Source organism: Kitasatospora sp. NPDC086791 (assembly GCF_040685975.1).
Lineage (GTDB): Bacteria > Actinomycetota > Actinomycetes > Streptomycetales > Streptomycetaceae > Kitasatospora.
Genome location: NZ_JBFBOC010000020.1, coordinates 19,755 through 42,643, shown reverse-complemented (window position 1 = coordinate 42,643; position 22,889 = coordinate 19,755). Strand labels below are relative to the sequence as shown.

21 protein-coding genes are annotated in these 22,889 nt (G+C 75.1%); 11 read left to right on the top strand and 10 right to left on the bottom strand.

Annotated features, from left to right (window positions below; translation table 11 throughout):
• Nucleotide 1: 1 nt before the first annotated feature.
• Together AB0Q99_RS24045 and AB0Q99_RS24040 are read left to right on the top strand one after the other, a co-directional pair.
• Nucleotides 2-1,714: a DNA polymerase Y family protein gene (locus AB0Q99_RS24045; protein ID WP_363575012.1), complete on the top strand. Its 1,713-nt coding sequence runs from the start codon at nucleotides 2-4 to the stop codon at nucleotides 1,712-1,714.
• A gap of 82 nt (nucleotides 1,715-1,796) precedes the next feature.
• Nucleotides 1,797-5,099, top strand: coding sequence for an error-prone DNA polymerase (locus tag AB0Q99_RS24040; RefSeq protein ID WP_363575010.1), 3,303 nt, complete (start codon nucleotides 1,797-1,799; stop codon nucleotides 5,097-5,099).
• Nucleotides 5,100-5,198: 99 nt separating this feature from the next.
• On the opposite strand, the gene AB0Q99_RS24035 is transcribed toward AB0Q99_RS24040, so the two are convergent.
• Entirely contained in the window at nucleotides 5,199-6,029 is an 831-nt protein-coding gene (locus tag AB0Q99_RS24035) for a TIGR03084 family metal-binding protein (protein ID WP_363575008.1), read from the bottom strand.
• 168 nt (nucleotides 6,030-6,197) lie between these two features.
• On the opposite strand from AB0Q99_RS24035, the gene AB0Q99_RS24030 reads away from it, so the two are divergent.
• Nucleotides 6,198-6,995: a LuxR C-terminal-related transcriptional regulator gene (locus AB0Q99_RS24030; protein WP_363575006.1), complete on the top strand. Its 798-nt coding sequence runs from the start codon at nucleotides 6,198-6,200 to the stop codon at nucleotides 6,993-6,995.
• Between the two features lie 66 nt (nucleotides 6,996-7,061).
• Here the strand turns inward: AB0Q99_RS24030 and AB0Q99_RS24025 are convergent, their stop codons facing one another.
• Nucleotides 7,062-8,597 (bottom strand): AMP-binding protein, encoded by a 1,536-nt coding sequence (locus AB0Q99_RS24025; protein WP_363575004.1) that lies wholly within the window; start codon nucleotides 8,595-8,597, stop codon nucleotides 7,062-7,064.
• A 304-nt stretch (nucleotides 8,598-8,901) separates the two neighbouring features.
• Here AB0Q99_RS24025 and AB0Q99_RS24020 point away from each other — a divergent pair, with 304 nt between their 5' ends.
• The 4 genes from AB0Q99_RS24020 to AB0Q99_RS24005 all read left to right on the top strand — a co-directional run bounded on the left by AB0Q99_RS24020 (nucleotide 8,902) and on the right by AB0Q99_RS24005 (nucleotide 11,139).
• Complete coding sequence (locus tag AB0Q99_RS24020; protein ID WP_363575002.1) at nucleotides 8,902-9,363, top strand: group II truncated hemoglobin; 462 nt, start codon at nucleotides 8,902-8,904, stop codon at nucleotides 9,361-9,363.
• Complete coding sequence (locus AB0Q99_RS24015; RefSeq protein ID WP_363575000.1) at nucleotides 9,360-9,896, top strand: GNAT family N-acetyltransferase; 537 nt, start codon at nucleotides 9,360-9,362, stop codon at nucleotides 9,894-9,896. Before AB0Q99_RS24020 ends, AB0Q99_RS24015 begins: the two co-directional genes overlap by 4 nt.
• 19 nt (nucleotides 9,897-9,915) lie before the next feature.
• Nucleotides 9,916-10,302: a VOC family protein gene (locus AB0Q99_RS24010; protein WP_363574998.1), complete on the top strand. Its 387-nt coding sequence runs from the start codon at nucleotides 9,916-9,918 to the stop codon at nucleotides 10,300-10,302.
• Nucleotides 10,303-10,491: 189 nt separating this feature from the next.
• Nucleotides 10,492-11,139, top strand: a complete 648-nt coding sequence (locus tag AB0Q99_RS24005) for an NAD(P)H-binding protein (RefSeq protein WP_363574996.1) — start codon at nucleotides 10,492-10,494, stop codon at nucleotides 11,137-11,139.
• Nucleotides 11,140-11,233: 94 nt separating this feature from the next.
• On the opposite strand, the gene AB0Q99_RS24000 is transcribed toward AB0Q99_RS24005, so the two are convergent.
• Nucleotides 11,234-12,016, bottom strand: coding sequence for a class III extradiol ring-cleavage dioxygenase (locus AB0Q99_RS24000; RefSeq protein ID WP_363574994.1), 783 nt, complete (start codon nucleotides 12,014-12,016; stop codon nucleotides 11,234-11,236).
• Nucleotides 12,017-12,165: 149 nt separating this feature from the next.
• Between AB0Q99_RS24000 and AB0Q99_RS23995 the strand changes: the two genes are divergently transcribed.
• On the top strand, nucleotides 12,166-12,633 hold the full coding sequence (locus AB0Q99_RS23995) for a MarR family transcriptional regulator (protein ID WP_363575134.1): 468 nt from the start codon (nucleotides 12,166-12,168) through the stop codon (nucleotides 12,631-12,633).
• Nucleotides 12,634-12,686: 53 nt separating this feature from the next.
• On the opposite strand, the gene AB0Q99_RS23990 is transcribed toward AB0Q99_RS23995, so the two are convergent.
• Complete coding sequence (locus AB0Q99_RS23990) at nucleotides 12,687-13,961, bottom strand: sigma-70 family RNA polymerase sigma factor (protein WP_363574992.1); 1,275 nt, start codon at nucleotides 13,959-13,961, stop codon at nucleotides 12,687-12,689.
• A 121-nt stretch (nucleotides 13,962-14,082) separates the two neighbouring features.
• Nucleotides 14,083-14,454 (bottom strand): YciI family protein, encoded by a 372-nt coding sequence (locus tag AB0Q99_RS23985; RefSeq protein WP_363574990.1) that lies wholly within the window; start codon nucleotides 14,452-14,454, stop codon nucleotides 14,083-14,085.
• Nucleotides 14,455-14,652: 198 nt separating this feature from the next.
• Here AB0Q99_RS23985 and AB0Q99_RS23980 point away from each other — a divergent pair, with 198 nt between their 5' ends.
• Entirely contained in the window at nucleotides 14,653-15,171 is a 519-nt protein-coding gene (locus tag AB0Q99_RS23980; RefSeq protein ID WP_363574988.1) for a GNAT family protein, read from the top strand.
• Between the two features lie 246 nt (nucleotides 15,172-15,417).
• Nucleotides 15,418-16,455 carry a sphingomyelin phosphodiesterase gene (locus tag AB0Q99_RS23975; RefSeq protein ID WP_363574986.1) on the top strand — a complete coding sequence of 346 codons (1,038 nt, stop codon included), beginning with the start codon at nucleotides 15,418-15,420 and terminating at the stop codon, nucleotides 16,453-16,455.
• An 88-nt stretch (nucleotides 16,456-16,543) separates the two neighbouring features.
• On the opposite strand, the gene AB0Q99_RS23970 is transcribed toward AB0Q99_RS23975, so the two are convergent.
• Nucleotides 16,544-17,578: a LacI family DNA-binding transcriptional regulator gene (locus tag AB0Q99_RS23970; RefSeq protein WP_363574984.1), complete on the bottom strand. Its 1,035-nt coding sequence runs from the start codon at nucleotides 17,576-17,578 to the stop codon at nucleotides 16,544-16,546.
• A 155-nt stretch (nucleotides 17,579-17,733) separates the two neighbouring features.
• Here AB0Q99_RS23970 and AB0Q99_RS23965 point away from each other — a divergent pair, with 155 nt between their 5' ends.
• Complete coding sequence (locus AB0Q99_RS23965) at nucleotides 17,734-18,729, top strand: DUF4436 family protein (protein WP_363574982.1); 996 nt, start codon at nucleotides 17,734-17,736, stop codon at nucleotides 18,727-18,729.
• Nucleotides 18,730-18,796: 67 nt separating this feature from the next.
• Here AB0Q99_RS23965 and AB0Q99_RS23960 read toward each other — a convergent pair whose 3' ends face one another.
• The 4 genes from AB0Q99_RS23960 to AB0Q99_RS23945 form a co-directional block, all read right to left on the bottom strand.
• Entirely contained in the window at nucleotides 18,797-19,564 is a 768-nt protein-coding gene (locus tag AB0Q99_RS23960) for a GNAT family N-acetyltransferase (RefSeq protein WP_363574980.1), read from the bottom strand.
• A gap of 113 nt (nucleotides 19,565-19,677) precedes the next feature.
• On the bottom strand, nucleotides 19,678-20,772 hold the full coding sequence (locus AB0Q99_RS23955; RefSeq protein ID WP_363574978.1) for an exo-alpha-sialidase: 1,095 nt from the start codon (nucleotides 20,770-20,772) through the stop codon (nucleotides 19,678-19,680).
• A gap of 167 nt (nucleotides 20,773-20,939) precedes the next feature.
• Complete coding sequence (locus AB0Q99_RS23950; RefSeq protein ID WP_363574976.1) at nucleotides 20,940-22,382, bottom strand: NAD(P)/FAD-dependent oxidoreductase; 1,443 nt, start codon at nucleotides 22,380-22,382, stop codon at nucleotides 20,940-20,942.
• Nucleotides 22,379-22,834: an OsmC family protein gene (locus AB0Q99_RS23945; RefSeq protein ID WP_363574974.1), complete on the bottom strand. Its 456-nt coding sequence runs from the start codon at nucleotides 22,832-22,834 to the stop codon at nucleotides 22,379-22,381. Before AB0Q99_RS23945 ends, AB0Q99_RS23950 begins: the two co-directional genes overlap by 4 nt.
• Between the last annotated feature and the right edge of the window lie 55 nt (nucleotides 22,835-22,889).

Here is a 22,889-nt window from a genome sequence, read left to right as displayed (position 1 = left end):
GATGTCCGAGAACGAGCTGCCCGGGAGCGCCGGGAGTACCGGGAGTACCGGGAGTACCGGGAGCGCCGGGAGCACCGAGGGCCGGACCCCCCGGGTGCTGGTGGTCTGGTGCCCGGACTGGCCCGTGGTGGCCGTCACCGGTGACGGCCCGGTGGCGGTGACCGAGGGTGGCCGGATCCTCGCCTGTTCGGCGGGCGCCCGGGCGGCCGGGGTGCGGCAGGGGCAGCGGCTCAAGCTGGCCCAGCGGCTCTGCCCGGAGCTGGAGCTGCGCGACCGCGACCCGGAGGCGGAAACCCGTCGCTTCGAGCCGGTGGTCGCGGCGGTGGAGGCGTTCACGCCCCGGGTTGAGGTGATCCGCCCGGGCCTGTGCGCGATCCCGGTGAAGGGCCCGGGCCGCTACTTCGGCGGCGAGGAGGCGTTGGCCGCCAAGGTCCGTACGGCGGTGGCGGACGCCCTCGGACGGCCGCCCGTCCCGGACGCCGTCCCCGGCGCGGTAGCCCCCGAGATCCCCGACACCCCCGACACCCATGACACCCCCGACACCCCCGGCGCCGCCCCGCCGGGCACCCCCCACGCCCAGGTCGGCGTCGCGGACGGCCTGTTCGCCGCGGTGCTCGCCGCCCGCGCCGGGGTGCTGGTCCCCGCCGGCCGGACGGCGGAGTTCCTCGCCCCGTACCCGGTGAGCGCGCTGGGCGACGAGGCGTCGGCCGAGCTGCTCGGGCGGCTCGGCCTGCCCACCGTCGGGGCGTTCGCCGCGCTGCCGCCCGAGGCGGTCGCGGACCGCTTCGGCCCGTCCGGGACGGCCGCGCACCGGCTGGCGCGCGGGCTGCAGCCACGCCCGCTGGTGCCGCGCGACCAGGAGCCGGACCTCGCCGTCGAGCAGCGCTTCGACCCGCCGGAGCCGCTGGCCGAGCCGCTGGTGTTCGTCGCCCGCACGCTGGCCGAGGCGCTGCACCGGCGGCTGGCCGGAGCCGGGCTGACCTGCCGCCGGGTGGCGGTCGAGGTGGCCTGCGCGGACGGCCGGGCGGCCTCCCGGCTGTGGCGGCACGAGGGCCGGCTGTCGGCGGCGGCGCTGGCCGAGCGGGTCCGCTGGCAGCTCCAGGCGTGGCAGGGCGCGGGCACCTTCGCGGCCGCCGGGGACGGCCCCGACACCGGCTTCACCCTGCTCCGGCTGGCGCCCGACGGCCTCTCCCCGGACCAGGGCCGCCAGCTGGCGCTGTGGGGCCAGGCCGTCGCCGACGACCGGGTGGAGCGGGCGGTCGCCCGGGTGCAGGCGGTGCTCGGGCACGCCGGGCTGCGTCGGATCGAGCCGGCCGGCGGGCGCGGCCCGGGGGAGCAGGCGGTCAAGGTGCCGTGGGGCGAGCCGTACGAGGCGGCGGTGCCGGCCGACGCGCCGTGGCCGGGGCGGCTGCCGGAGGTGTGGCCGGCCGTGGTGCTGCGGGAGCCCGCGCCGGTGCGGGTGCTGGACGAGGCCGGGCAGCCGGTCACGGTGGACGGCCGGGCGGGGGTGTCGGCCCGGCCGGCCCTGGTGGTGGTCCGGGGGAGGGAGGAGCCGGTGGACGGCTGGACCGGGCCGTGGCCGGCGGTCGAGTACTGGTGGGACCAGTCGCTCGCCCGCCGCCGGGCGCGGTTCCAGGTGGTGGTGGGCGGCGGCCGGGCGCTGCTGCTCACCGTGGAGGGGGGTGCGTGGTACCTGGAGGCCGGTTACGACTAGCCGGCGGTCCTCGGGCCCGAAGAGAACAACCCGAAGAGAACAGGGGGGAGCACGAGCACGAGAACGACGAAGGCAACCCCCGATGGGCTTCACCAGCCACCCCACCCTCCCCTGGAGCGAGCTGCACCGCCGGCTGACCGGCGCGGCGCCGGACCGTACGGTCGTCCCGCTGCGCCGTCCCGTGCCGGAGGAGCCGCCGGCCGCCCCGAAGAACTCCGCCGAACCCTGGGCCGAGCTGCACGTCCACTCCGCCTTCAGCTTCCTGGACGGCGCCAGCGACCCGGAGGCCCTGGTCGCCGAGGCAGCCCGGCTGGGCGTGGAGACCCTCGCGATCACCGACCACGACGGCCTGTACGGCGCCGTCCGGCTCGCGGAGGCGGCCCGGGGCACCGGGGTGGCCACCGTGTTCGGGGCCGAGCTGACCCTGCGCCGATCCCCGGAGGAGACCGAGCACCTGCTGGTCCTCGCCCGTGACCCGGCCGGCTACCGCCGTCTCTCCGCCGCGATCGCCGCCGCCCAGCTGGCCGGCGGCGCGAAGGGCCGCCCGGTGTACGACCTCGCGGCGCTGGCCGAGGCGCACGGCGGGCACTGGGCGGTGCTCACCGGTTGCCGCCTCGGCCGCGTCCCCGCCGCCCTCGCCGCCCTCTCCGCCGTCGACGGGAAGCGCGGGCCCGCCCCTCGACCGTACGACCCCGGCCCGCCCGCCCCCCGACCGGACGACCCCGGCCGGCCCGACCCCGAGCACCAACTGCGCACCCTCACCGAGGCGTTCGGCCGCGAGAACGTGTACGTCGAGCTGATCGACCAGTGGCTGCCCGGCGATGACCGGCGCAACGACGCCCTCGCCGCGCTCGCCGCCGGACACGGGCTGACCGCCGTCGCCTCCACCAACGCCCACCACGCCGGCCCCGCCCAGGGACGCCTCGCGCAGAGCCTCGCCGCGCTGCACGAGCGCCGCACCCTGCAGGACGCGGTCGGCTGGACCAGGGCGGCCGGCACCGCGCACCTGCGCTCGGGCCGCGAGATGGCCGGCCGGCTGGCCCGCTTCCCGGGCGTGCAGCGGGCCACTGCCGAACTCGGCCGGGCCTGCGCCTTCGACTTCGCCCGGCTGGACCCGGAGCTGCCCGGCTTCCCCGTCCCCGAGGGCGAGACCGAGACCAGCCACCTGCGCGCCCTGGTCGCGGCCGGCGGCCCGGCCCGCTTCGGCCCCGGCAACGCCGCCGCCCGCCGCCAGCTCGCCAAGGAACTGGACGTGATCGAGGACCTCGACCTGGCCGGCTACTTCCTGATCGTGCACGACATCGTGGAGTTCTGCCGGGACCGGGACATCTGGTGCCAGGGCCGCGGCTCGGCCGCCAACTCCGCGGTCTGCTACGCCCTCGGAATCACCGCCGTCGACCCGATCCACTACCGGCTGCTGTTCGAGCGCTTCCTGTCCACCGCCCGGGACGGGCCGCCCGACATCGATCTGGACATCGAGAACCGCCGCCGCGAGGAGGTCATCCAGTACGTCTACGGCCGCTACGGGCGCGAGCACGCCGCCCAGGTCGCCAATGTCATCACCTACCGGCCCCGGCTGGCGATCCGCGACGCCGCCCGGGTGCTCGGTTACCCGCAGGGGCAGGTGGACGCGTTCAGCCGGCAGACCGACTTCCGCTCCGCCCCCGGCGCGGACGCCGTCATCCCCGCCGACGTGCTCTCACTCGCCGGCCAACTCCACGGCCTGCCACGCCACTTGGGCATCCACTCGGGCGGCATGGTGCTCACCCGGGAGCCGATCGGCGAGATCTGCCCGACCGAGTGGGCCCGGATGCCCGGGCGCTCCGTCCTGCAGTGGGACAAGGAGTCCACCGCCGGCGCCGGGCTGGTGAAGATCGACCTGCTCGGCCTTGGCATGCTCGCCGCCCTGCACGACGCCTGCGCGCTGGTCGCGGAACACCACGGCCTGCGCTACGACCTGGCCACCATCCCGGACGACGACGAGGGCGTGTACGCGATGCTGCGCCGGGCCGACACCGTCGGCGTGTTCCAGGTCGAGTCCCGGGCGCAGATGGCCACCCTGCCCCGGCTCAAGCCGGACCACTTCTACGACCTGGTGGTCGAGGTCGCGCTGATCCGCCCCGGGCCGATCCAGGGCGGCTCCGTCCACCCGTACCTGCGCCGCCGCGCCGGGGTGGAGCCGCCCGGCTGCCCGCACCCGCTGATGGAGAACGCGCTCGGCAAGACCCTCGGGGTGCCGCTGTTCCAGGAGCAGATGATGCAACTCGCCATCGACTGCGCCGGGTTCAGCCCCGCCGAGGCCGACCGGCTGCGGCAGGCGATGGGCGCCAAGCGTTCGCACGAGCGGGTCGCCCGGCTGCGCGAGCGGCTGCTGAGCGGGATGGCCGAGCGCGGCATCCCGCCGGAGGTCGCCGAGGACGTCTACGGCAAGATCGAGGCCTTCTCCAACTACGGCTTCCCGGAGAGCCACGCGATCAGCTTCGCCTACCTGGTGTACGCCAGCGCCTGGCTCAAGTACCACTTCCCGGCGGCCTTCACCTGCGCCCTGCTGGCCAACCAGCCGATGGGCTTCTACTCGCCGCTCAGCCTGGTCGCGGACGTCCGGCGGCACGGCGTACGGGTGCGCGGGGTGGACGTCAACGCCAGCGGGGCGCGCCCCGCCCTCGAGCCGTACCGGGGGCCGACCCCGAAACCGCCGCTGACCGCCGGACGCCCGCAGCCGGCCATCCGGCTCGGCCTGGAGACCGTCCGCGGCATCGGCGCCCCGCAGGCCGAGGCGATCGTGGCCGGGCAGCCGTACACCGACCTGGAGGACTTCGCCCGCCGCACCGGCCTGCCCGCGCCCGTCCTGGAGGCACTGGCGACCGCGGGCGCCTTCGACCGTTTCGGGCTGACGAGACGTCAGGCGCTGTGGATGGCAGGGGCGTTCGCCGGGATGTCGGCCGACCTGATCCCCGGCACCACGCCCGGCACCGAGGCGCCGGACCTGCCCGGCATGAGCCCGGTCGAGGAGACCATCGCCGATTTGTGGGCCACCGGCACCTCCGCCGACAGCCACCCGCTCCAGCACCTGCGCACCCAGCTGGAGCGCGGTGGCGCCCTGTCGGCCGCCCAACTCCCGGACGTGCCACCGGGAACGGCGGTGGTGGTCGGCGGTCTGGTCACCCACCGGCAGCGGCCGCCGACGGCCGGCGGGGTGCTCTTCCTCAGCCTGGAGGACGAGACCGGCCTGATCAACGTGATCTGCAGCCGCCCGGTCTGGGAGTCCCAGCGCCGCACCGCCCTGGACCGGGCCGGGCTGCTGGTCCACGGACACATCGAGCGGGACCGGGGCGCCACCAACCTGATCGCCACCCGGCTCACCCCGCTCAGGATCGGCCTGTGAGGCCTCCGGGCGGGGTGGCCGGGCGGGGTGGCCGTGTGCGGTGGCCGTGCGGGGTGCCGGGCGGCCGGGGCGACAGCCCCACCGGCCCCCACCGGCCCGTTACGCCCCCGGCTGCCGCCCCTTGCCCGGTGCCCCGGCGAAGGCCTGGGCGATCGGGAGCCAGGCGGTGGCGACCGGACCGGTGGCGGTGAGTGCGAGGTCGTCCCGGTGGCGGCGCTGGGTCACCAGGAGGCAGAAGTCCAGGGCCGGGCCGGCCACCACGTCCTCCGCGTCGGCCGGGCCGAAGGCCCACGTCCCGCCGTCGGGGGCGGTCAGTTCGAGCCGGACCGGGCGCTCCGGCGCGGGCAGGCCGTGCGCGCCGAAGGCGAAGCCCAGGGTGCGCAGCCCCAGGTGGGCGATGTGCCGCAGCCGGGCGGTGGGCTCACGGGTGATGCCGAGCGAGTCCGCGACGTCCTGGCCGTGCGCCCAGGTCTCCATCAGCCGGGCGGTCGCCATCGAGGCGGGCTTCATCGGCGGGCCGAACCAGGGCAGCCGCAGGTCGGACGGCGCGGCGGCCAGCGCGGCCAGCACGTCCTCCCGCCCGGCCCGCCAGCGGGCGAGCAGCGTCGTCGGCTCGGCGGCCGCGCCCTCCCGCGCACCCTCCTCGACCGGGTCGGCACCGGCCTCCAGCGGCGTGCCGAAGCGGTCGCCGAGCGCCGCGCCGAAGCCCTCCGGGTCGCGCGCGGCCAGCGACGTCCAGTCGTCGGTCCAGGCGAGGTGGGCGATCTGGTGCGCGATCGTCCAGCCCTCGGCGGGCGTCGACCGGCTCCAGCCCTCCGGCGGCAGGCCGGTCACCAGCCCGTCCAGGACGGCGCTCTCGGCCCGTAGGTCCGCCAGCAGCCCGCCCAGGACGTCCGTCGGGGGTGGAGTCGGTGTCTTCGGGTCGGTCATCGGCTTCCCTTCCGGTCAAGGCTGCTGCTACCCGCCGGTAGCCACGGCCGCACCCTATGCCGCCCCCGCCACCGGCGCCCGTCACTTCGTGAAAGACCTACCAAGGACCTATCGAAGACCCATGTCAGGACTCTCGCCACCGGCCCCGGCGCGTGTGAGAATCGCGCGATGAAAAGCGCGGACACCCCCCAAGCTGCGCGATCCCACGGCCGATCCGCGCACCCCGCCGGCGCCGCCGCACGCCCCGGCGAGGCCGAAGTCGCCGCACGGGCCGCCGAGCTGGTGCGGGACGCCGTACTCGGCGACCTCGCGCGCCGGGTGGTGGCGGAGTGCGGGGTGGACGTCGGGCTGGTCGGGCTGCCGGAGCCGCTGCCCGGGCACCGGAACGGCGACGAGGGCATGGTGCTGCGCCACTGGGCCGGCACCCGGGCGAGCCTGCTGCACAACGTGGCCGTCCCGGCCGGGCTCGGGCTCGGTGGGCGCGCGCTCGCCGAGCGCGCGCCCACCTGGGTGCCCGACTACCGGGCGGCGACGGACATCTCGCACCACTACGATCCGGCCGTGGCCGCCGACGACCTGTACGCGATGCTCACCGTCCCCCTGATGGACGGCGCCACCGTGCACGGCGTGGTGTACGCCTCGGTGCGTGCCGTCGTACCGTTCGGGGACGTCCGGATAGCCGCCGTCGACACGCTGGCCCGGGCCGCCGCCCGGGCGCTCGCCGGGGCGGCGGCCTGGAGCCGTGAGAAGCCCCGGCCGGCCGCCCCCGCACGGCCGTTGACCCCGCGCGAGCACGAGGTGCTGCGCTGGGCGGCGACCGGCCGGACCAACCCGGAGATCGCCGCCCGACTGGGCCTGACCTGCAACACCGTGACCGGTTACCTCAAGTCCGCGATGCACAAGCTCGGCGTTCGCAACCGGACCGAACTCGCCCTGGCGGCACGGGAGTCCGGACTCGTCGACTGAACCGAATGAACCGACTGAACCGACTCAACCGGCGGTCCGGTCGACGGGTCCGGGCTCCCGCCGGGTTCAGTTGACCTGGCGGTCCCGCCCGGTCCAGTACGGCTCGCGCAGCCGGAACTTCTGCAGCTTCCCGGTGGCGGTGCGCGGCAGCGCGTCCCGGAACTCCACCGAGGTGGGCGACTTGTAGCCGGCCAGCCGCTGCTTGCAGTGCGCGATCAACTCGGCCTCGGTGACCGGCCCGTGGCCCTCCCGGAGGACCACCAGGGCCTTCACCGTCTCGCCCCACTTCTCGTCCGGCACCCCGATCACCGCCGCCTCGGCGACCGCCGGGTGGTCGTACAGGCAGTCCTCCACCTCGATCGAGGAGACGTTCTCCCCGCCGCTGATGATGACGTCCTTCTTCCGGTCCGAGATGGTCAGTTGGCCGTCCACCAGGATGCCGCCGTCCCCGGTGTGGAACCACTCGTCCCGCAGCGCGTCGGCGGTCGCCTCCGGCTGCTGCCAGTAGCCGTCCAGCACGGTGTTGGAGCGCACCAGCACCTCGCCGGAGGCGTCCACCCGCAGTCGGGTGCCGAGCGCGGGGGCGCCGGCCTGCACCAGCTTCTCGGCGCGCTCGGCGGCCGGCAGGGCGTCCCACTCGGCCCGCGAGCGGTTGACCGTGACGATCGGCGAGGTCTCGGTCAGGCCGTAGAGCTGCATGAACTCCCAGCCCAGCTGGCCCTCGACCTGCTGCACCACCGAGGTCGGCGGCGGGGCGCCGGCCACGATCATCCGCACCCGGTCCCGGCCGGGCACCGGGCCCTCCCAGTCGGCGGCCGCGTCCAGCACCATCTGGACCACGGCGGGCGCGCCGGACAGGAAGGTCACCCCGTGCCGCTCGACCCGGCGCAGGATCTCCGCGCCGTCGACCTTGCGCAGCACGATGTGCTGGGCGCCGAGCCCGGTGAGGGAGAACGGCAGGCCCCAGCCGTTGGCGTGGAACATCGGCAGGGTGTGCAGGTAGACGTCCCGGTCGTTCGCGCCGTAGTGCAGGCCCATCAGCGTCGCGTTCAGCCAGGCGTTGCGGTGGGTGATCTGAACGCCCTTGGGGCGGGCGGTGGTTCCGCTGGTGTAGTTGATGGTGGCGGTGTCGTTCTCGGAGACCGCGTACCGTCTGGGGGAGTTGTCGAAGTCGTACAGCAGGGCGTCGCTGTCGGCGCCGAGCACGAACTTGTGCTTGGCCACCACCTCGTGGAGCTGGTCCGCGAGTTCGGGGTCGACCAGCAGGACGGAGGCGCCGCTCTGTTCGACGATGTACGACACCTCCTCGGCCTTCAGCCGGAAGTTCACCGGCACCAGCACCCGGCCGTGGCCGCTCACCCCGAAGAAGGAGGTGAGCAGCCGCGCCGAGTTGTGCGAGACCATCGCGACCCGCTCGCCGGGCCCGACGCCGAGCCGGTCCAACCCGGCGGCCTGGGCCCGGGCGAGTTCGGCGACGCGGCGGTAGCTCAGTTCGCCCCAGGATTCGGCCGGCTGCACCGGTTCGTCGACGATGCCGACCCGGTCGCCGTAGACCAGCTCGGCCCGGTCGAGGAAGTCCATCACGGAGAGTGGAATCTGCATGGGCCCACTGTCCTCTCCCGCCCGCCCCCTGCACACCCCCGATCGGGGGTGTCACGCGTCCTCGACCCCCTGGGCTCCTCGGCCGCCGCCCGACCGCCGGCACACGCTCGTCGGTCCAGCGGACGAGCGTCCCGGGGGGAGGGGAGCACCGGATTCCACTTGCTGTGCCCGGCGCGAACAGCGGGCCCGCGACCCCGGCGTCCGCGCCGTCCGCCTGCTAGGAAGGTCACACCGAACAGCCGCATCGAACGGCCGCATCGCACGGTCAGGCCGCGCGGTCACAACACCCACGGGGAGCACACTCATGAGCGACGAACGGCCCACGAGCCTGTACGAGGCCGTCGGCGGCATCGACGCGCTGCGCCGCCTCAGCCACACCTTCTACCGGGCCGTCCTCGCCGACCCGCTGCTCGCGCCGGTCTTCGCCGGCTTCACCCCCACCCACACCGAGCACGTCGCCGTCTGGCTGGCCGAGGTCTTCGGCGGCCCGACCGCCTTCACCGACGGCCTCGGCGGCCACCAGGCGCTGCTGCGCGCCCACGTGGGCCTCGCGATCACCGAGGAGCAGCGGCTGCGCTGGATGGAGCTGATGGCCGAGGCCGTCCGCGCGGAGCTGCCGGCGGACGAGCTGTTGCGCCGCCAGGTGCTGGAGTACTTCGACTGGGGCACGAAGATCGCCGAGGACGTCTCCGCCTCCCCGGCCGGCACCGACCTCGGTGAGCCCGGTCCGATCCCGCGCTGGGGCTGGGAAGGGCTGGAGAAGTGACCGTCGCCGCGCACCCGGTGGCCGACGGCCTGGTGCTGCGCCCCTTCGAGGACGTCGACGCGCCGGCCCTGGTCGAGGCCTACCGGGACGAGACCCTGCGCCGCTACACCCGCACCCCGGTGGACGACGTCGGGCAGGCCGCGCACTGGCTCGGGCTGCAGTACGAAGGTTGGGCGGCGGGCACCCGGTACTCCTTCGCGGTCCTGGACGACGGCGAGCTGGTCGGCAACGTCGTGCTCAAGCGCGGCACTCCGGGCGGGGAGACGGCAGAGGTGGGGTACTGGACGGCGGGCCCGGCCCGTGGCCGGGGGGTGGCCCCGCGCGCGGTGGAGGCCCTCACCACCTGGGCGTTCGCCGCCTTCGCGGAGGACGGCCTGTGCCGGATCGACCTGCTGCACGAGGGGGACAACCACGCCTCCTGCCGGGTCGCGGAGAAGAGCGGCTACGCCTTCGCGGAGGTCGTCCCGGCCTTCCCGCCGTACCCGCTGGACGGCCACCGGCACTCCCGGAAAAGGCTGGACGGATCCGAATGACACAGGTCAGAGTAGGCCCATGGCTTCTCTGGTACGACATGTGACGATCGATTGCGCCGACCCGTACGCCCTGGCCACGTTCTGGGCCGAGGTGCTGCAGGGCACCCTGGGCGAGGACGACAAGCCGGGTGACGAGGAGGTCGTGGTGGAGTCCGCCGGCGCCTCGCTGCTGTTCATCCGGGTGCCCGAGGGCAAGTCGGTGAAGAACCGGGTCCACCTCGACCTGCAGCCGCAGGACCGCGGCCGGGACGAGGAGGCGGAGCGCCTGGTCGCCCTGGGCGCCACCGTGCTGGCCGACCACCGCCGACCGGACGGCACGGGCTGGATCACCCTGGCCGACCCGGCGGGCAACGAGTTCTGCGTCGAGCGCAGCAAGGCCGAGCGCATCGCCACCGAGCAGGCCTGACCGGGTACGCCTGGCCCCGGTACGCCTGACCCGGTACGCCCGACCGGGCCCGCCGCCACCGGGCGGTCCCGGCCGGGCGTCACACGGGAGGCCCAACCCCCCGGTCCCCGCCGGGAATCCGCCCGATAATCGACCTGTCCGACGCCGTCCGGCAGGTGCGGCCCCACCGAGCCACCAGGCAGGTACCCCATGGCCAGGATCGCCGTGATCGGCGCCAACGGCAGCATCGGCGGCGCGGTCGTCACGGAGGCGGCGGCGCGCGGCCACGAGGTCACCGCCGTGGTCCGTGACCCGGAGCGCTACCGGGGCCGGGCCGCCGCCGTGGAGCGCGGGGACGTGCTGGACCCGGCGGACGTCGCCCGGGTCGCGGCCGGCCGGGACGTCCTGGTGAGCGCCGTCGGCGGCGGCGACGGTCCGGGCCACCTGGCGCTGATCGAGCCCGCCGCCCGCTCCCTGGTCGAGGGCCTGCGCAGGCTCGACGGCGCGGCGCCCCGGCTGATCGCGGTCGGCGGCGCGGGCAGCCTGGAGACCGCGCCGGGCGTCCGGGGCTGGGACGCCCCGGGGCTGCCGGAGGCCGTCCTGCAGATCATGCACGCGCACGGCGCGGCGCTGGACTACTACCGGACGGTCTCCGACCTCCGCTGGACGGTGCTCAGCCCGGCCGCCGAGATCGGCCCGGGGGAGCGGACCGGCCGCTACCGCACCGGCCTGGAGCAACTCCTCACCGACGCCGAGGGGCGCAGCCGGATCTCGGTGCCGGACTACGCGGTCGCCCTGGTGGACGAGATCGAGCAGCCCGAGCACATCGGCGAGCGTTTCACCTGCTGCTCCCTGTGACGGACGGCGGTCGACGGGCGACGGTCGACGGGTGACGGGCGACGGCCACCGAGCGACCGGCGACGGGCGCCCCTCCACCCGGTGCCCGGGAGGCTCAGCCCAGCTGGATCGAGCGCTTGGCCAGCCCCATCCAGAACCCGTCGATGACGCTGTGCTGGCTGTCCAGGTCCGCCTCGCCCGCGCCGAGGGCGACGAACAGCGGGGCGAAGTGCTCGGTGCGCGGGTGGGCGAGGCGTCCGGCCGGGGCCTTGTGCTCGAAGTCGAGCAGCGCGTCCAGGTCGCGGGCCTCCAGGGCGCGCCGGCCCCAGTCGTCGAACTCGGCCATCACCGAGCTGATCCGGCCGTCGCGGCTGAGCGCCCGCAGGTTGTGGGTGAAGAAGCCGCTGCCGACGATCAGCACGCCCTCGTCGCGCAGCGGGGCGAGCTTGCGGCCGATCTCCAGCAGCCGCTGCGGGTCGAGGGTGGGCAGCGAGACCTGGAGCACCGGGAGGTCGGCCGCCGGGTACATCTCCACCAGCGGGACGTACGCGCCGTGGTCGAGCCCGCGGTCGGGGATGTCCTGGACGGGCGTACCGGGGGCGCGCAGCAGTTTGCGCACGCGCTCGGCGAGCTCCGGCGCGCCGGGGGCGGCGTACCGAACCCGGTAGTAGTGCTCGGGGAAGCCCCAGAAGTCGTAGACCAGCGGGACGGTGGTGACCGCGCCGAGGGCGAGCGGGGCCTCCTCCCAGTGGGCGGAGACCATCAGCACGGCCTTGGGTCGGGGCAGGTCGGCCGCCCAGGCGGCCAGCTCGCCCGGCCAGATCGGGTCGTCGGCCAGCGGCGGAGCGCCGTGCGACAGGTACAGGGCGGGCATGCGCTCGGGGGCCGCGGCGCTCATGGCGTCCTCCTCGGGACCGGATCGTGAAGGTTCACGGTGGCTGGTGTGGCCGGTTTCCATGGTAGTTCAAATTTGAACGTCTACTCCGGTCGACGGTACACCTTCGTTCGAATTTGAACAACAGGAGTAGGCTTCGCCCCATGTCCTCACTGAACGAACCCCGCTGGCTGGACCCGGACGAGATGGCCGCCTGGCGGGGCTTCGTCACCGCGAGCAACCTGCTGAACCGCCGGCTGGAGCGCCAGCTCAAGGAGGACTGCGGCCTCTCGCACCAGCAGTACGAGATCCTGGTGCACCTGTCCGCGGCCCCCGGCGACTCGCTGCGGATGACCGAGCTGGCCGACAAGCTGGTCACCTCCAAGAGTGGCCTGACCTACCAGGTCACCCAACTGGAACGGGCGGGCCTGGTCGCCCGCCGTTCCTGCCCCAGCGACGTGCGCGGCGTCTTCGCCGAACTCACCGACCAGGGACGGGAGATGCTGCGCCAGGCGGCGCCCGGGCACGTCGCCCTGGTCCGCGAGCTGCTGATCGACGTGCTCACCCGCGAGCAACTGGCCGTCCTCGCCGAGGGGCTCGGCGAGGTCAGCGCCCGGCTGCGCCTGGACGAGACCCCCTGACCCACCGGGGAGCCCTGAGCCCTCCCCGGAGCCCTGACCCCTTCCCCGGAGTCCTAACCCTCCTCGGGGTCCCGGCCCGCCCCGAGGCCGGCCGCCCGCTCCCGCAGCAGTTCCCGCTCCCGCTCGTTGCGGGTCAGCTCCGCCGCCCGCTCGAACTCCGCCCGGGCCTCGTCCGTCCGCCCCAGCCGGGCCAGCAGGTCGCCCCGCACGCTCGGCAGCAGGTGGTAGCCGCGCAGCGCCGGCTCCGCCGCCAGCGCGTCCACCAACTCCAGCGCGGCCGCCGGGCCCTGGGCCATCGAGACGGCCACCGCCCGGTTCAGCGCCACCACCGGCGACGGCGACAGCACCAGCAGCCGCTCGTACAGCGCGGCGATGGTCGCCCAGTCGGTGTCCGCGTAGCGCCGCGCCTTCGCGTGGCACGCGGCGATCGCGGCCTGCACCGAGTACGGCCCGGTGCCCGCCCGCTGCAGGGCGTCGAAGCCGCGCCGGATCAGCAGCCCGTCCCAGCGGGCCCGGTTCTGGTCCGCCAGCAGCACCGGCCGGCCGGCCGGCCCGGTCCGGGCGGCCGTGCGCGAGGCCTGGAACTCCAGCAGCGCGGCCAGCCCGTGCGCCTCCGGCTCGGCCGGCGCCAGTGCCGCCAGCACCCGGGCCAGCCGCAGCGCGTCCTCGCACAGCTGGGGGCGGAGCAGGTCGTCCCCGGCGGTCGCCGAGTACCCCTCGTTGAAGATCAGGTAGATGACCTCCAGCACCGACGACAACCGCCGCGCCCGGTCCTCCCCGTACGGCACCTCGAACGGCACCGCCGCCTTCGCCAGCGTCCGCTTCGCCCGGACGATCCGCTGCGCCACCGTCGACTCGGGCACCAGGAAGGCGCGGGCGATCTCCGGGGTGGCCAGCCCGCCGAGCAGCCGGAGGGTGAGCGCGATCCGCGCCTCCGCCGACAGCACCGGGTGGCAGGCGGTGAAGATCAGCCGCAGCAGGTCGTCGTCGATGTCGTCCGGCTCGGACGGCTCCGGGGGCGGCACGTCCTCCGCGGACCGCCCCACCTCGGCGAGCTTGCGGGCGTAGACCTCCCGGCGGCGGACCAGGTCGATCGCCCGGTGCTTGGCGGTGGCCGTCAGCCAGGCGCCCGGATTGTCCGGGACGCCCTCCCGCGGCCACCGCTCCAGCGCGGCCACCAGCGCGTCCTGCGCCAGTTCCTCGGCGATGCCCACGTCCCGGACGATCCGGGCCACCCCGGCGATGATCCGGGCGGACTCGATCCGGAACACCGTCTCGACGGCCGCCGCCGCGGTCCGGTCCGCCGCCACCGCTTCGTTCGTCGCCACGCTGCTCGCCGCCGTGCCGCTCGCCGCCGTCGTGCCGTTCGTTCCAGCCCTCTCCGTCACGGCCACCCATCAGAGCAGCCGGCGGAGCGGGAGGCAAACACGGCCACGGTTGCCACTCCTGCTACTTCGGCGGTTCGGGCATCTCCTCGATCTGCCGGAGCTCGGCCTCGACCGGCCAGTGCACCGGGTGGGCCCGCAGGAACCGCCGGGTCCACTCCAGGGCCTCGGCCCGGTCCTTGCACTGCAGGATGGCGTAGCCGCCGACGACCTCCTTGGTCTCGGTGAACGGCCCGTCGGTGTGGCCGATCTTCCCGTCGTTCCAGGTCAGCCGGGTGCCCTGGGAGGTCGGGGTCAGCCCGCCGGTCTCCAGCATCACGCCGGCCTTGGTGATCTCCTCGAACAGGGCCCCCATCCGCTGTTCGAACCCCGGGTCCGGCTCCCAGCCGGCGCGGTCCTGCTCGTCGATCCGGACCAGCGTCATGAAGCGCGGCATGGTGACTCCTCGGTCGGTCGGGCGGGGCCTCTCCCCGCCTCTCACCCCTGCGTCGAACGGGCCGGCGCCGGATCGACACCGGCCACGGGGGATTCTTCACCGGGTTCCGGACGCGGGCCGGTCCACCCCGCCGCCCAGTGCCCGTCACCTGCGGCGAAACACTCGCCGGAGCCGGGTTTCCATGCCAACATGCCCCGTATGGGGACGATTCTGCACGGCGCGCTGGTGACGCTCCGACCGGCCACCACCGACGACATCCCGGCCCTGGCGGCCATCCGCGGCACGCCCGAGGTGTTCTCCCGCTGGCGCGGCGGTGACGACCTGCCGGCCGAGGTCGCCAACGACCTGGAATCGCCCGACACGGAGACCTTCGCGATCGACCTGGGCGGCCAGGTGGTCGGCGCCATCCAGTGGTACGCCAACAACGACGACGAGTACCGGCACGCCGGGATGGACCTCTACCTCGATCCGACGGTGCACGGGCTGGGCCTGGGCACTGACGCGGTGCGCACCATGGCCCGGTACCTGGTGCACGAGCACCACTACCACCGGCTGGTGATCGACCCGGCCGCGGACAACCTCGCCGCGATCCGCTGTTACGCCAAGGTCGGTTTCCGCGAGGTCGGCACGATGCGCCAGTACGAGCGTGGTTCGGACGGCACCTGGCACGACAACCTGCTGATGGATCTGCTCGCGGGCGAACTGCTCGACGGCTGACGGCTGACGGCTGACGGTCGCCGACGGTCCGCGCGGGCGCGGGTGGTCGAGGGTGTACAGACATCTTGTCGCCCACCCGCGCAGAGCTGTACAGACATCTCACGGCCACATGATCGGCCGGAACTGCTCTCCTGGCGTTCTCCCCGACGTACCGGTCGGTAGCTAGCGTTCCCCCGCCACGTCCCGCCGCCGGTCACCCCGGCGCCCGGGCCCCGCAGGGTAGACGAATCCCCCAGGAGAACGCCCATGCTCTCGCGTCGCACGGCCACCGCGCTCACCTCGGCGGCAGCCGCCGCACTGCTGCTCGGCGGCACCGCCCCGGCCGCCACCGCCGGCACCCCGGCGAGCCCCACCACGCTGTCCGTCTTCGCCTTCAACGTCGACCTCGGCACCGCCGTCGTCGACAGCACCCAGAACGAGCAGGCCGCCCGCCGCACCCCGGTGATCGAGCAGATCGTCCGTCAGCACGACGCCGACGTCGTCATCCTGGACGAGCAGTTCAACAACAGCTCGACCGCCGACATCAACGCCAGGCTCGCCGACCTCTACCCGTACCGGACCCCGGTGGTCGGCGGCACCTGCTCCGGCGGCGGCTGGACGGGCGTCAGCGGCAACTGCTCCAACTCGTGGTTCGTCATCAACGGCGGCACGATGATCCTCTCCAAGTACCCGATCACCGCCCAGTACGCCCACGTCTTCGGCAACTCGACGTACGGCACCTGGGACTACCACGCCAACAAGGGCGCGGCGCTGGTGAAGGTGACCAAGAACGGCAGCACCGCCTGGGTGGTCGGCACCCACCTGCAGGCCGACGAGTCGGACGTCTCCACCGACACCACCCAGTCCACCCGGCTCGGCCAGCTCGCCGAGATCCGCGCCTGGGTGGACGGGATCGCCGGCAGCGGCGCCCCGGTGCTGATCGGCGGCGACCTCAACGTCGAGTACGTCCACGGCCAGGCCCGCGGCGACTACGCCAACGCCCAGAACGCGGTGAACGGCGTGCTCGGCACCCCGGCCACCGACCCGGGGCAGAACCGGACCACCATGGACTGCCCGGTCTCCTCCTGGTGCCAGTACATGGCGGGCGTCGAGACCTTCCCCAAGGACTACCGGGACGACCTCGACTACATCGGCTACCTGAACGCCCCGGGCCGCCCGGTGCCGACCGCGATGTCGGCCGTGAAGGTCGACTTCGACCCGCAGGCGGGCTGGGTGCCGGGGCAGCTCGACACCCTCGCGCCCAGCGACCACTACCCGGTCGAGGCGACGTTCCGGCTGAACTGACGCCCGGCCGGGGCGGCCTGAGCGGCCGGGGTGCGGCCGGGGCGCGGGCAATCCGGGCGAGGGCACCCCGGGCACGGGCCGCCCGGTGTCAGCCCAGGGCCGTCCGGTCCGGTGCCGGGCAGCCGCAGGAGCGCCGCACCACGAGCCGGGCCGGGAAGGTCCGGGCGCCGGTGGCGCGGTGCTCGGCCCGGCCGAGCACGAGCTCCAGCGCGGCCCGGGCCATCTCGTCCTGCGCGGTGGTCACGGTGGTCAGCGCCGGTCCGGCGATCACCGCCTCCGCGATGTCGTCGAAGCCGGCCACCGCGAGGTCCTCCGGCACCCGGATCCCCAGGTCGTCGGCGGCCCGCAGCAGGCCTATCGCCTGGTCGTCCGTCGCGCAGAACACGGCGGACGGCCGGTCGGGGCGGGCCAGCAGGACGTGCGCCTCGGCGTGCGCCCGGACGCGGTCGAACGGCGCGGGGGTGAGCCGCCCCTCGGCCGACAGCCCGGCCTCCTCCAGGGCGGCGACCCAGCCGGCCGTCCGCCCGGTGACCGGGTCGTGCGGGCTGAGCGCGCGGGTGCCGCCGAAGCAGTGCACCTCGGCGTGCCCGTGCCCGAGCAGGTGGCGGACCACCTCGCGGGCGCCGCCCTCGTCGTCCGCGACCACGGAGACGCCGTCGGCGCTCTCGGCGCGGTGGTGCAGCAGGACGACCGGGGTGCCGTCGGCCGCGTCGAAGCCGGTCAGCCCGGGGGTGGCCGGGTCCTGGGTGACCAGGATCAGGCCGTCCACCTGCATCCCGAGGAAGGCGCGGATGTAGTGCGCCTCCCGCTCGTCGGCGTAGTCGGAGTTGCCGATCAGCAGCAGTCGGCCGTGCTCGGCGGCGGCCTGCTCGACGGCGTGCGCGAGCCCGGCGAAGAACGGCTGACGGGCGTCCGGCACGACCATCCCGAGCAGGTCGGTCCGCCGCCGCGCCATCGCCTGGGCGACCCGGTTCGGCCGGTAGCCCAGCTCCTCGACCGCCGCGAGCACCCGCGCCCGGGTCGCCGGCGCCACCGGCCGCGGCCCGTCGTTGATCACATAACTCACCACGGCCGTGGACGTGCCCGCCGCCCGCGCCACATCGTCCCGTGTCACCCTCGCCATGACCGTTGAGCCTACACACCGCCTCCGACCAGCCGGTTTCGCGAGGACCCGGCGGGCCCCGACCGGCCGTCCCGGCTTGCGGGGCGGGTGGCCCCGTGCCGACGCTGGCGGGACGGGCGGCCTCCGGTGCCGCCGCCGACCGTGGGAGCAGGTCGATGAGCACGCCGCCGCCGCGCCGGCCGACGCCGCACCGTACGGCCGCCCGGCCACCGCGCCGCACCGCCGTCCGGGCGCCGCGCCCGACGGCCCGGGCCCGGGTCCGCATCCACACCCGGGTGCGGGCGGTGAGCGCGACCCGGCCGAAGGTCAGGCCCTGGCGCGCGTACGCGGTGGTGGTGGCGATCGTGCTGTCGGTGGCCGCCGGGCTGCTGTTCTACCTCGACGAGCGCTCCAGCCGCGGCCACGCCCAGGTGGTGGGCACCGCGCCCGGCCCGGACTTCCTGGAGGTGGGCGTGATCCTCCAGCGGGTGGACGCGTCGGCCCAGACGGTCACCGCGAAGGTCCTGGTCCAGCCGCACGGCGCCCTGCAGGTGCCCGGCGAGCTGCTCGTCCCGGCCCAGGACGTGGTGCTGGAGACCACCTCGCTGGAGCAGACCACGCTCACCTACCCGGCCGGCCGGCAGATCGCCTCCACCGCGGTGGCGTTCAACCTGGTCGACGGCCGGGTCACGGACTACCCCTTCGACCGCTACGACGCGCCGATCGGCTTCCGGGCCACCGCCGGGGGGAGGACGGTCCCGGTGGTGATCGGGATCCTGGAGGGCGACCCGTTCTTCGCGTTCCGACAGGCTTCGGTGGACACCGAGGACGGCGGCATCGCGGTGACCGAGCGGATCAGCCGCTCGCGCAGCACCTTCATCCTCGCCTGGTTCATGATGCTGGCGATGTGGGCGCTGGCCCTGGCCGTGCTGCTGGCGGCCTGGCTGATCGTCCGGCAGCGGCGCGGGATCGTCTGGCCCGCCCTCGGCTGGATGGCGGCCACCCTGTTCGCCCTGGTCGGCATGCGCAACGCCGCGCCCGGCAACCCGCCGATCGGCTCGCTGCTGGACTACGCGGCGTTCTTCTGGGCGGAGCTGCTGGTGGCGGTCGGCCTGACCACGGTCGTCGTGCGCGGCGCCCGGGTCGAGGGCGCGCACCGGCCGACCGCCTAGCTAGCGCCGGCCCGCACCGGCCGGCTGCCCGGCGCCGGTGCGCACCGGCGCCGGGCAGCCGGATCGGCTAGGAGTGTCCCCGGACGCTCCCGGGCACGGTCACCGTCAGCGAGGTCTCCTGCAGCAGGAAGCCCAGCGACTCGTACAGCCGGCGGGCCGGGTTGCCCTCGGACACCACCAGGTGCACGTCGGCGAGGCCGCGCGCGGCGGCGTCCGCGACCGTCCGGCGCAGCAGATCGGCGCCGAGGCCGCGGTAGCCGCGCTGCGGGTGGCGGAAGACGTCGGCGATCCACGGCAGGCCGCCGCGGTCGGTCAGGACCACGCCCGCGACCACCCGGTCCTCGGCGTCCACCGCGAGCACGCTGGAGGGCAGGACCGGGCCGATCGCCCTCCCGGCGAGCAGCAGTCCGAGCCGGTCCGCCAGGGCCTGGGCGTCGTCGCCCGGGAAGTGGTCGACGTGCCCGGGCCCGAAGGCGGCCCGCCAGGCCTCGAACAGTTCCTCGGGCGCGCGGTCGCAGGGCACCGGTCGCAGGCCCTCGCGCAGCGGTGCCCCGGCCCAGTCGGCGGGCGGGGGACCGGCGCGCAGGTCCCGCCGGAAGGTGTGCGCGTGCCGCAGCACCGTCGCGCCGTCCGCCAGCAGCCGCCGCCCGAGCTCCGGGCTGCCGGAGACCACCCAGCCGGGCAGCTCGGCCCGGATGAACCCGGCGGCGTCCGCCGATGCGTCCAGCACCTCCAGCAGGTCGGCCCAGGGCCGGCCCTCCCGCTCGCCCAGCTGGTAGCGCAGCACCGGAGTGCCGTCGCCGTCGTGCCTGACCACCCAGTCTGCTTCCGCCATGGCCCACCCCGTTCCACGAGTCCGCACGAGATCGTTCGTCGGCGGCTCATGCTCACCAGAACCGGGCGCCGGGGCAACCGGTTTTCGGGTCGGCGGTCGGCGGTCGGCCGGGCTCAGGCCACCACCGCCGCGCGGACGCAGAGCACGTCCGGCAGGTGGGAGAGCAGCAGCGACCAGCTCTCGCCCTCGTCCCGGCTGCCGTACACGTCGCCGGTCCGGTTGCCGAAGTAGATCCCGGCCGGGTCCGCGTCGTCGGTGCGCAGGGCGTCGCGCAGCACGATGCCGTAGTGGTCCTCGCCGGGCAGGCCGTCGGCCAGCTCCTGCCAGCTGGTGCCGCCGTCGCCGGTGCGGAAGACCCGGCAGCGGCGGCCGGGCGGGATGCGGTCGTCGGCGCCGCCGAGCGGGAAGAGGTAGGCGGTGTCGCCCCGGCGCGGGTGGGCGGCGACGGCGAAGCCGAACTCGGCGGGCAGCCCGTCGGCGATCGAGCGCCAGTTGCCGCCCCAGTCGTCGCTGCGGTAGACGCCGCCGTGGTTCTGCAGGTAGAGCCGGTCGTGGTGGACGGGGTCGGGGGCGATCTTGTGCACGCACTGGCCGAACTCGGGGTACTGGCTCTGCTCCGGGAAGAACTCGGCGCGCAGCCCGGTGTTGGAGGGCTCCCAGCTGTCGCCGCCGTCCTTGCTGCGGTAGACGCCGCCGCTGGAGACGGCGACCAGCAGCCGCTGCGGGTCGCGCGGGTCGGTGAGGATGGTGTGCAGGCCCTGGCCGCCGTAGCCGGCACCCCACTGCGGCCGCTGCGGGTGCTCCCAGAGCGACTCGACCAGCGCGAAGGTCTCGCCGCCGTCGGTGGAGCGGAACAGCGCGGCTGGCTCGGTGCCCGCGTAGACGACGCCGGGCGCCTCGGCCCCGGCGGGCTGCAGCTGCCAGACCCGGGTGAGCGAGGCGCCGGTGGACTCGGGGAACCGGATGGCCGGCCGGGCCGGTTCGTGCCAGCTGGCGCCGAGGTCGTCGGAGCGCCAGACCGAGGGGCCCCAGTGGCTGCTGTCGGCGCCGACCAGGATCCTGGTCCGGTCCTCGCGGCGGTCGACGGAGACGGAGTAGATCGCGTTCATCGGGAAGTGCGGCCCGCTGAACGCCCAGGTCAGCCGGTCGCGGCTGCGGCCGAGAAAGAGGCCCTTCTCGGTTCCGACGGCCAACAGCACCTCGGTCATGCCTCACACCACCTGATCACGAGCACGGCCCCCCGGGACGGCCCCCGACTGCCAGTGTCCCGCCGTCCACCGGTGGTCACATCTCGCCGCGCCGTTCACCCGGGAGGCCGTCCGGTGCACCCGGGGAGGCCGTCCCGTCCACCCGGGAGGCCGTCCGGCCGGGAGGGCTACCCCCGGCAGCCCTCCAGCAGCCGCAGCCAGACCTCGCTGATCGTCGGGTACGCGGGCACCGCGTGCCAGAGCCGGTCGATCGGCACCTCGCCGACCACCGCGACGGTCGCCGAGTGGAGCAGTTCGGCCACCCCGGGCCCGACCAGGCAGGCGCCGACCAGCACCTCGCGGTCCAGGTCGAAGACCACCCGGGCCCGGCCGCGGTAGTCGTCGCCGTACAGCGAGGCCCCGGCGACGGCGCCGAGGTCGTGGTCGACGGCTTTGACCCGCAGCCCGGCCTCCTCGGCGGCGGCGAGGGTCAGGCCGACGGCGGCGACCTCCGGTTGCGTGAACACCACCTGCGGCGCGCCCGCGAGGTCGGCGGACGCGGCGTGCGCGCCCCAGCGCGCGGTGTCCAGCGGGCGCCCCTGGGCGCGGGCGGCGATCGCCGCTCCCGCGATCCGGGCCTGGTACTTGCCCTGGTGGGTGAGCAGCGCCCGGTGGTTGACGTCCCCGGCGGCGTACAGCCACTCGCCGTCCACCCCGAGCACCGTGCAGCTGTCGTCCACCTCCAGCCAGTCGCCCGGCTTCAGCCCGACCTGCTCCAGCCCGATGTCCGCGGTGCGCGGAGCCCGGCCGGTCGCGTACAACACCTCGTCGGCGGTCAGGTCGGCGCCGTCCCCGAGCGTCAGGGTCACCGGCCCGGAGCCGTCCGTCCGCCCCACCGCGGTGACCCGGGTGTCGAAGCGGACGTCCACCCCGGCCTTCCGCAGGCCCTCGGCGACCAGCTCGCCCGCGAACGGCTCCATCCGCGGCAGCAGCCGGTCGCCGCGCACCAGCAGCACCACCTGGGAGCCGAGCGCCCGCCAGGCGGTGGCCATCTCCACCCCGACCACGCCGCCGCCGACCACCGCCAGCCGCCCGGGGACGGCCGGTGCGCCGGTGGCCTCCCGGTTGGTCCACGGGTGGGCCTCGGCCAGCCCCGGCACGTGCCCGGGCAGCACCGGACGGCTGCCGGTGCACACCGCCACGGCGTGCCGGGCGGTGAGCACCCGCTCGGCGCCGTCCTCGGCCTCCACCGTCACCGTCCGCTCCCCGGCCAGCCGGCCGTGGCCGCGGACCAGCTCGATGCCGGTCTCCCGCAGCCACCGCACCTGGCCGTCGTCGCTCCAGTGCGAGGTGAAGGAGTCCCGGCGGGCCAGCACCGCGGCCGGGTCCAGCCGCCCGTCGCCGACCGCCTCCCGGGAGCCGGCCACCGCGCGGGCGTCGGCCAGCGCGGCCACCGGGCGCAGCAGCGCCTTGCTCGGCATGCAGGCCCAGTACGAGCACTCGCCGCCGACCAGCTCGGCCTCCACGATCACCGTGCGCAGCCCGGCGGCGACCGCCCGGTCCGCCACGTTCTCGCCGGTCGGGCCGGCCCCCAGGACGATGACGTCGTACTCCTCGGCGGTGCTGGTCATGCCCGGTCCTCCGTCGTGTCGATGGCCACCCCGGCCCGCAGGGCGAGGGTGACGGGCGTGCGTTGGCAGATGTCGAGCAGCCGGGCGCGCTGGTCCCCGTCCAGGCCGCCGGTGAGGGCGACCCGGCGGGAGATCCGGCCCCGGCTGCCGTCCGTCTCGTACCCGAGCCTGACCCGGACCGCCTCCAGCGGCCACGCCTTGCGGTCGGCGTACATCCGCAGGGTGATCGCGGTGCAGGAGCCGAGCGAGGCGAGCAGCAGCGCGAACGGTTCCGGTCCGCTGTCCGAGCCGCCGCGCCGCACCGGTTCGTCGGAGGTCAGCGGGTGGGTGCCGGCCTTGACGTCCACGTGGAACGGCGCGTCGGCGGCGCTCCCGGTGACCACGGCGGTGGTGACCCGCCTGAACTCGGGCCCGGCGGCCGGTGGTTCGCTGCGGCCGGTCTGCTCGCTCATCGGGTCTCGCTCTCCGCTCGGGTACGGCGTGGGCCCCATCCTGCCGGGCCGGGCG

Coding starts and splice junctions, on each gene's coding strand:
- AB0Q99_RS24045 (WP_363575012.1), top strand. CDS start 2: ATGTCCGAGAACGAGCTGCCCGGGAGCGCCGGGAGTACCGGGAGTACC.
- AB0Q99_RS24040 (WP_363575010.1), top strand. CDS start 1,797: ATGGGCTTCACCAGCCACCCCACCCTCCCCTGGAGCGAGCTGCACCGC.
- AB0Q99_RS24035 (WP_363575008.1), bottom strand. CDS start 6,029: ATGACCGACCCGAAGACACCGACTCCACCCCCGACGGACGTCCTGGGC.
- AB0Q99_RS24030 (WP_363575006.1), top strand. CDS start 6,198: ATGAAAAGCGCGGACACCCCCCAAGCTGCGCGATCCCACGGCCGATCC.
- AB0Q99_RS24025 (WP_363575004.1), bottom strand. CDS start 8,597: ATGCAGATTCCACTCTCCGTGATGGACTTCCTCGACCGGGCCGAGCTG.
- AB0Q99_RS24020 (WP_363575002.1), top strand. CDS start 8,902: ATGAGCGACGAACGGCCCACGAGCCTGTACGAGGCCGTCGGCGGCATC.
- AB0Q99_RS24010 (WP_363574998.1), top strand. CDS start 9,916: ATGGCTTCTCTGGTACGACATGTGACGATCGATTGCGCCGACCCGTAC.
- AB0Q99_RS24005 (WP_363574996.1), top strand. CDS start 10,492: ATGGCCAGGATCGCCGTGATCGGCGCCAACGGCAGCATCGGCGGCGCG.
- AB0Q99_RS24000 (WP_363574994.1), bottom strand. CDS start 12,016: ATGAGCGCCGCGGCCCCCGAGCGCATGCCCGCCCTGTACCTGTCGCAC.
- AB0Q99_RS23985 (WP_363574990.1), bottom strand. CDS start 14,454: ATGCCGCGCTTCATGACGCTGGTCCGGATCGACGAGCAGGACCGCGCC.
- AB0Q99_RS23980 (WP_363574988.1), top strand. CDS start 14,653: ATGGGGACGATTCTGCACGGCGCGCTGGTGACGCTCCGACCGGCCACC.
- AB0Q99_RS23975 (WP_363574986.1), top strand. CDS start 15,418: ATGCTCTCGCGTCGCACGGCCACCGCGCTCACCTCGGCGGCAGCCGCC.
- AB0Q99_RS23970 (WP_363574984.1), bottom strand. CDS start 17,578: ATGGCGAGGGTGACACGGGACGATGTGGCGCGGGCGGCGGGCACGTCC.
- AB0Q99_RS23965 (WP_363574982.1), top strand. CDS start 17,734: ATGAGCACGCCGCCGCCGCGCCGGCCGACGCCGCACCGTACGGCCGCC.
- AB0Q99_RS23960 (WP_363574980.1), bottom strand. CDS start 19,564: ATGGCGGAAGCAGACTGGGTGGTCAGGCACGACGGCGACGGCACTCCG.
- AB0Q99_RS23955 (WP_363574978.1), bottom strand. CDS start 20,772: ATGACCGAGGTGCTGTTGGCCGTCGGAACCGAGAAGGGCCTCTTTCTC.
- AB0Q99_RS23950 (WP_363574976.1), bottom strand. CDS start 22,382: ATGACCAGCACCGCCGAGGAGTACGACGTCATCGTCCTGGGGGCCGGC.
- AB0Q99_RS23945 (WP_363574974.1), bottom strand. CDS start 22,834: ATGAGCGAGCAGACCGGCCGCAGCGAACCACCGGCCGCCGGGCCCGAG.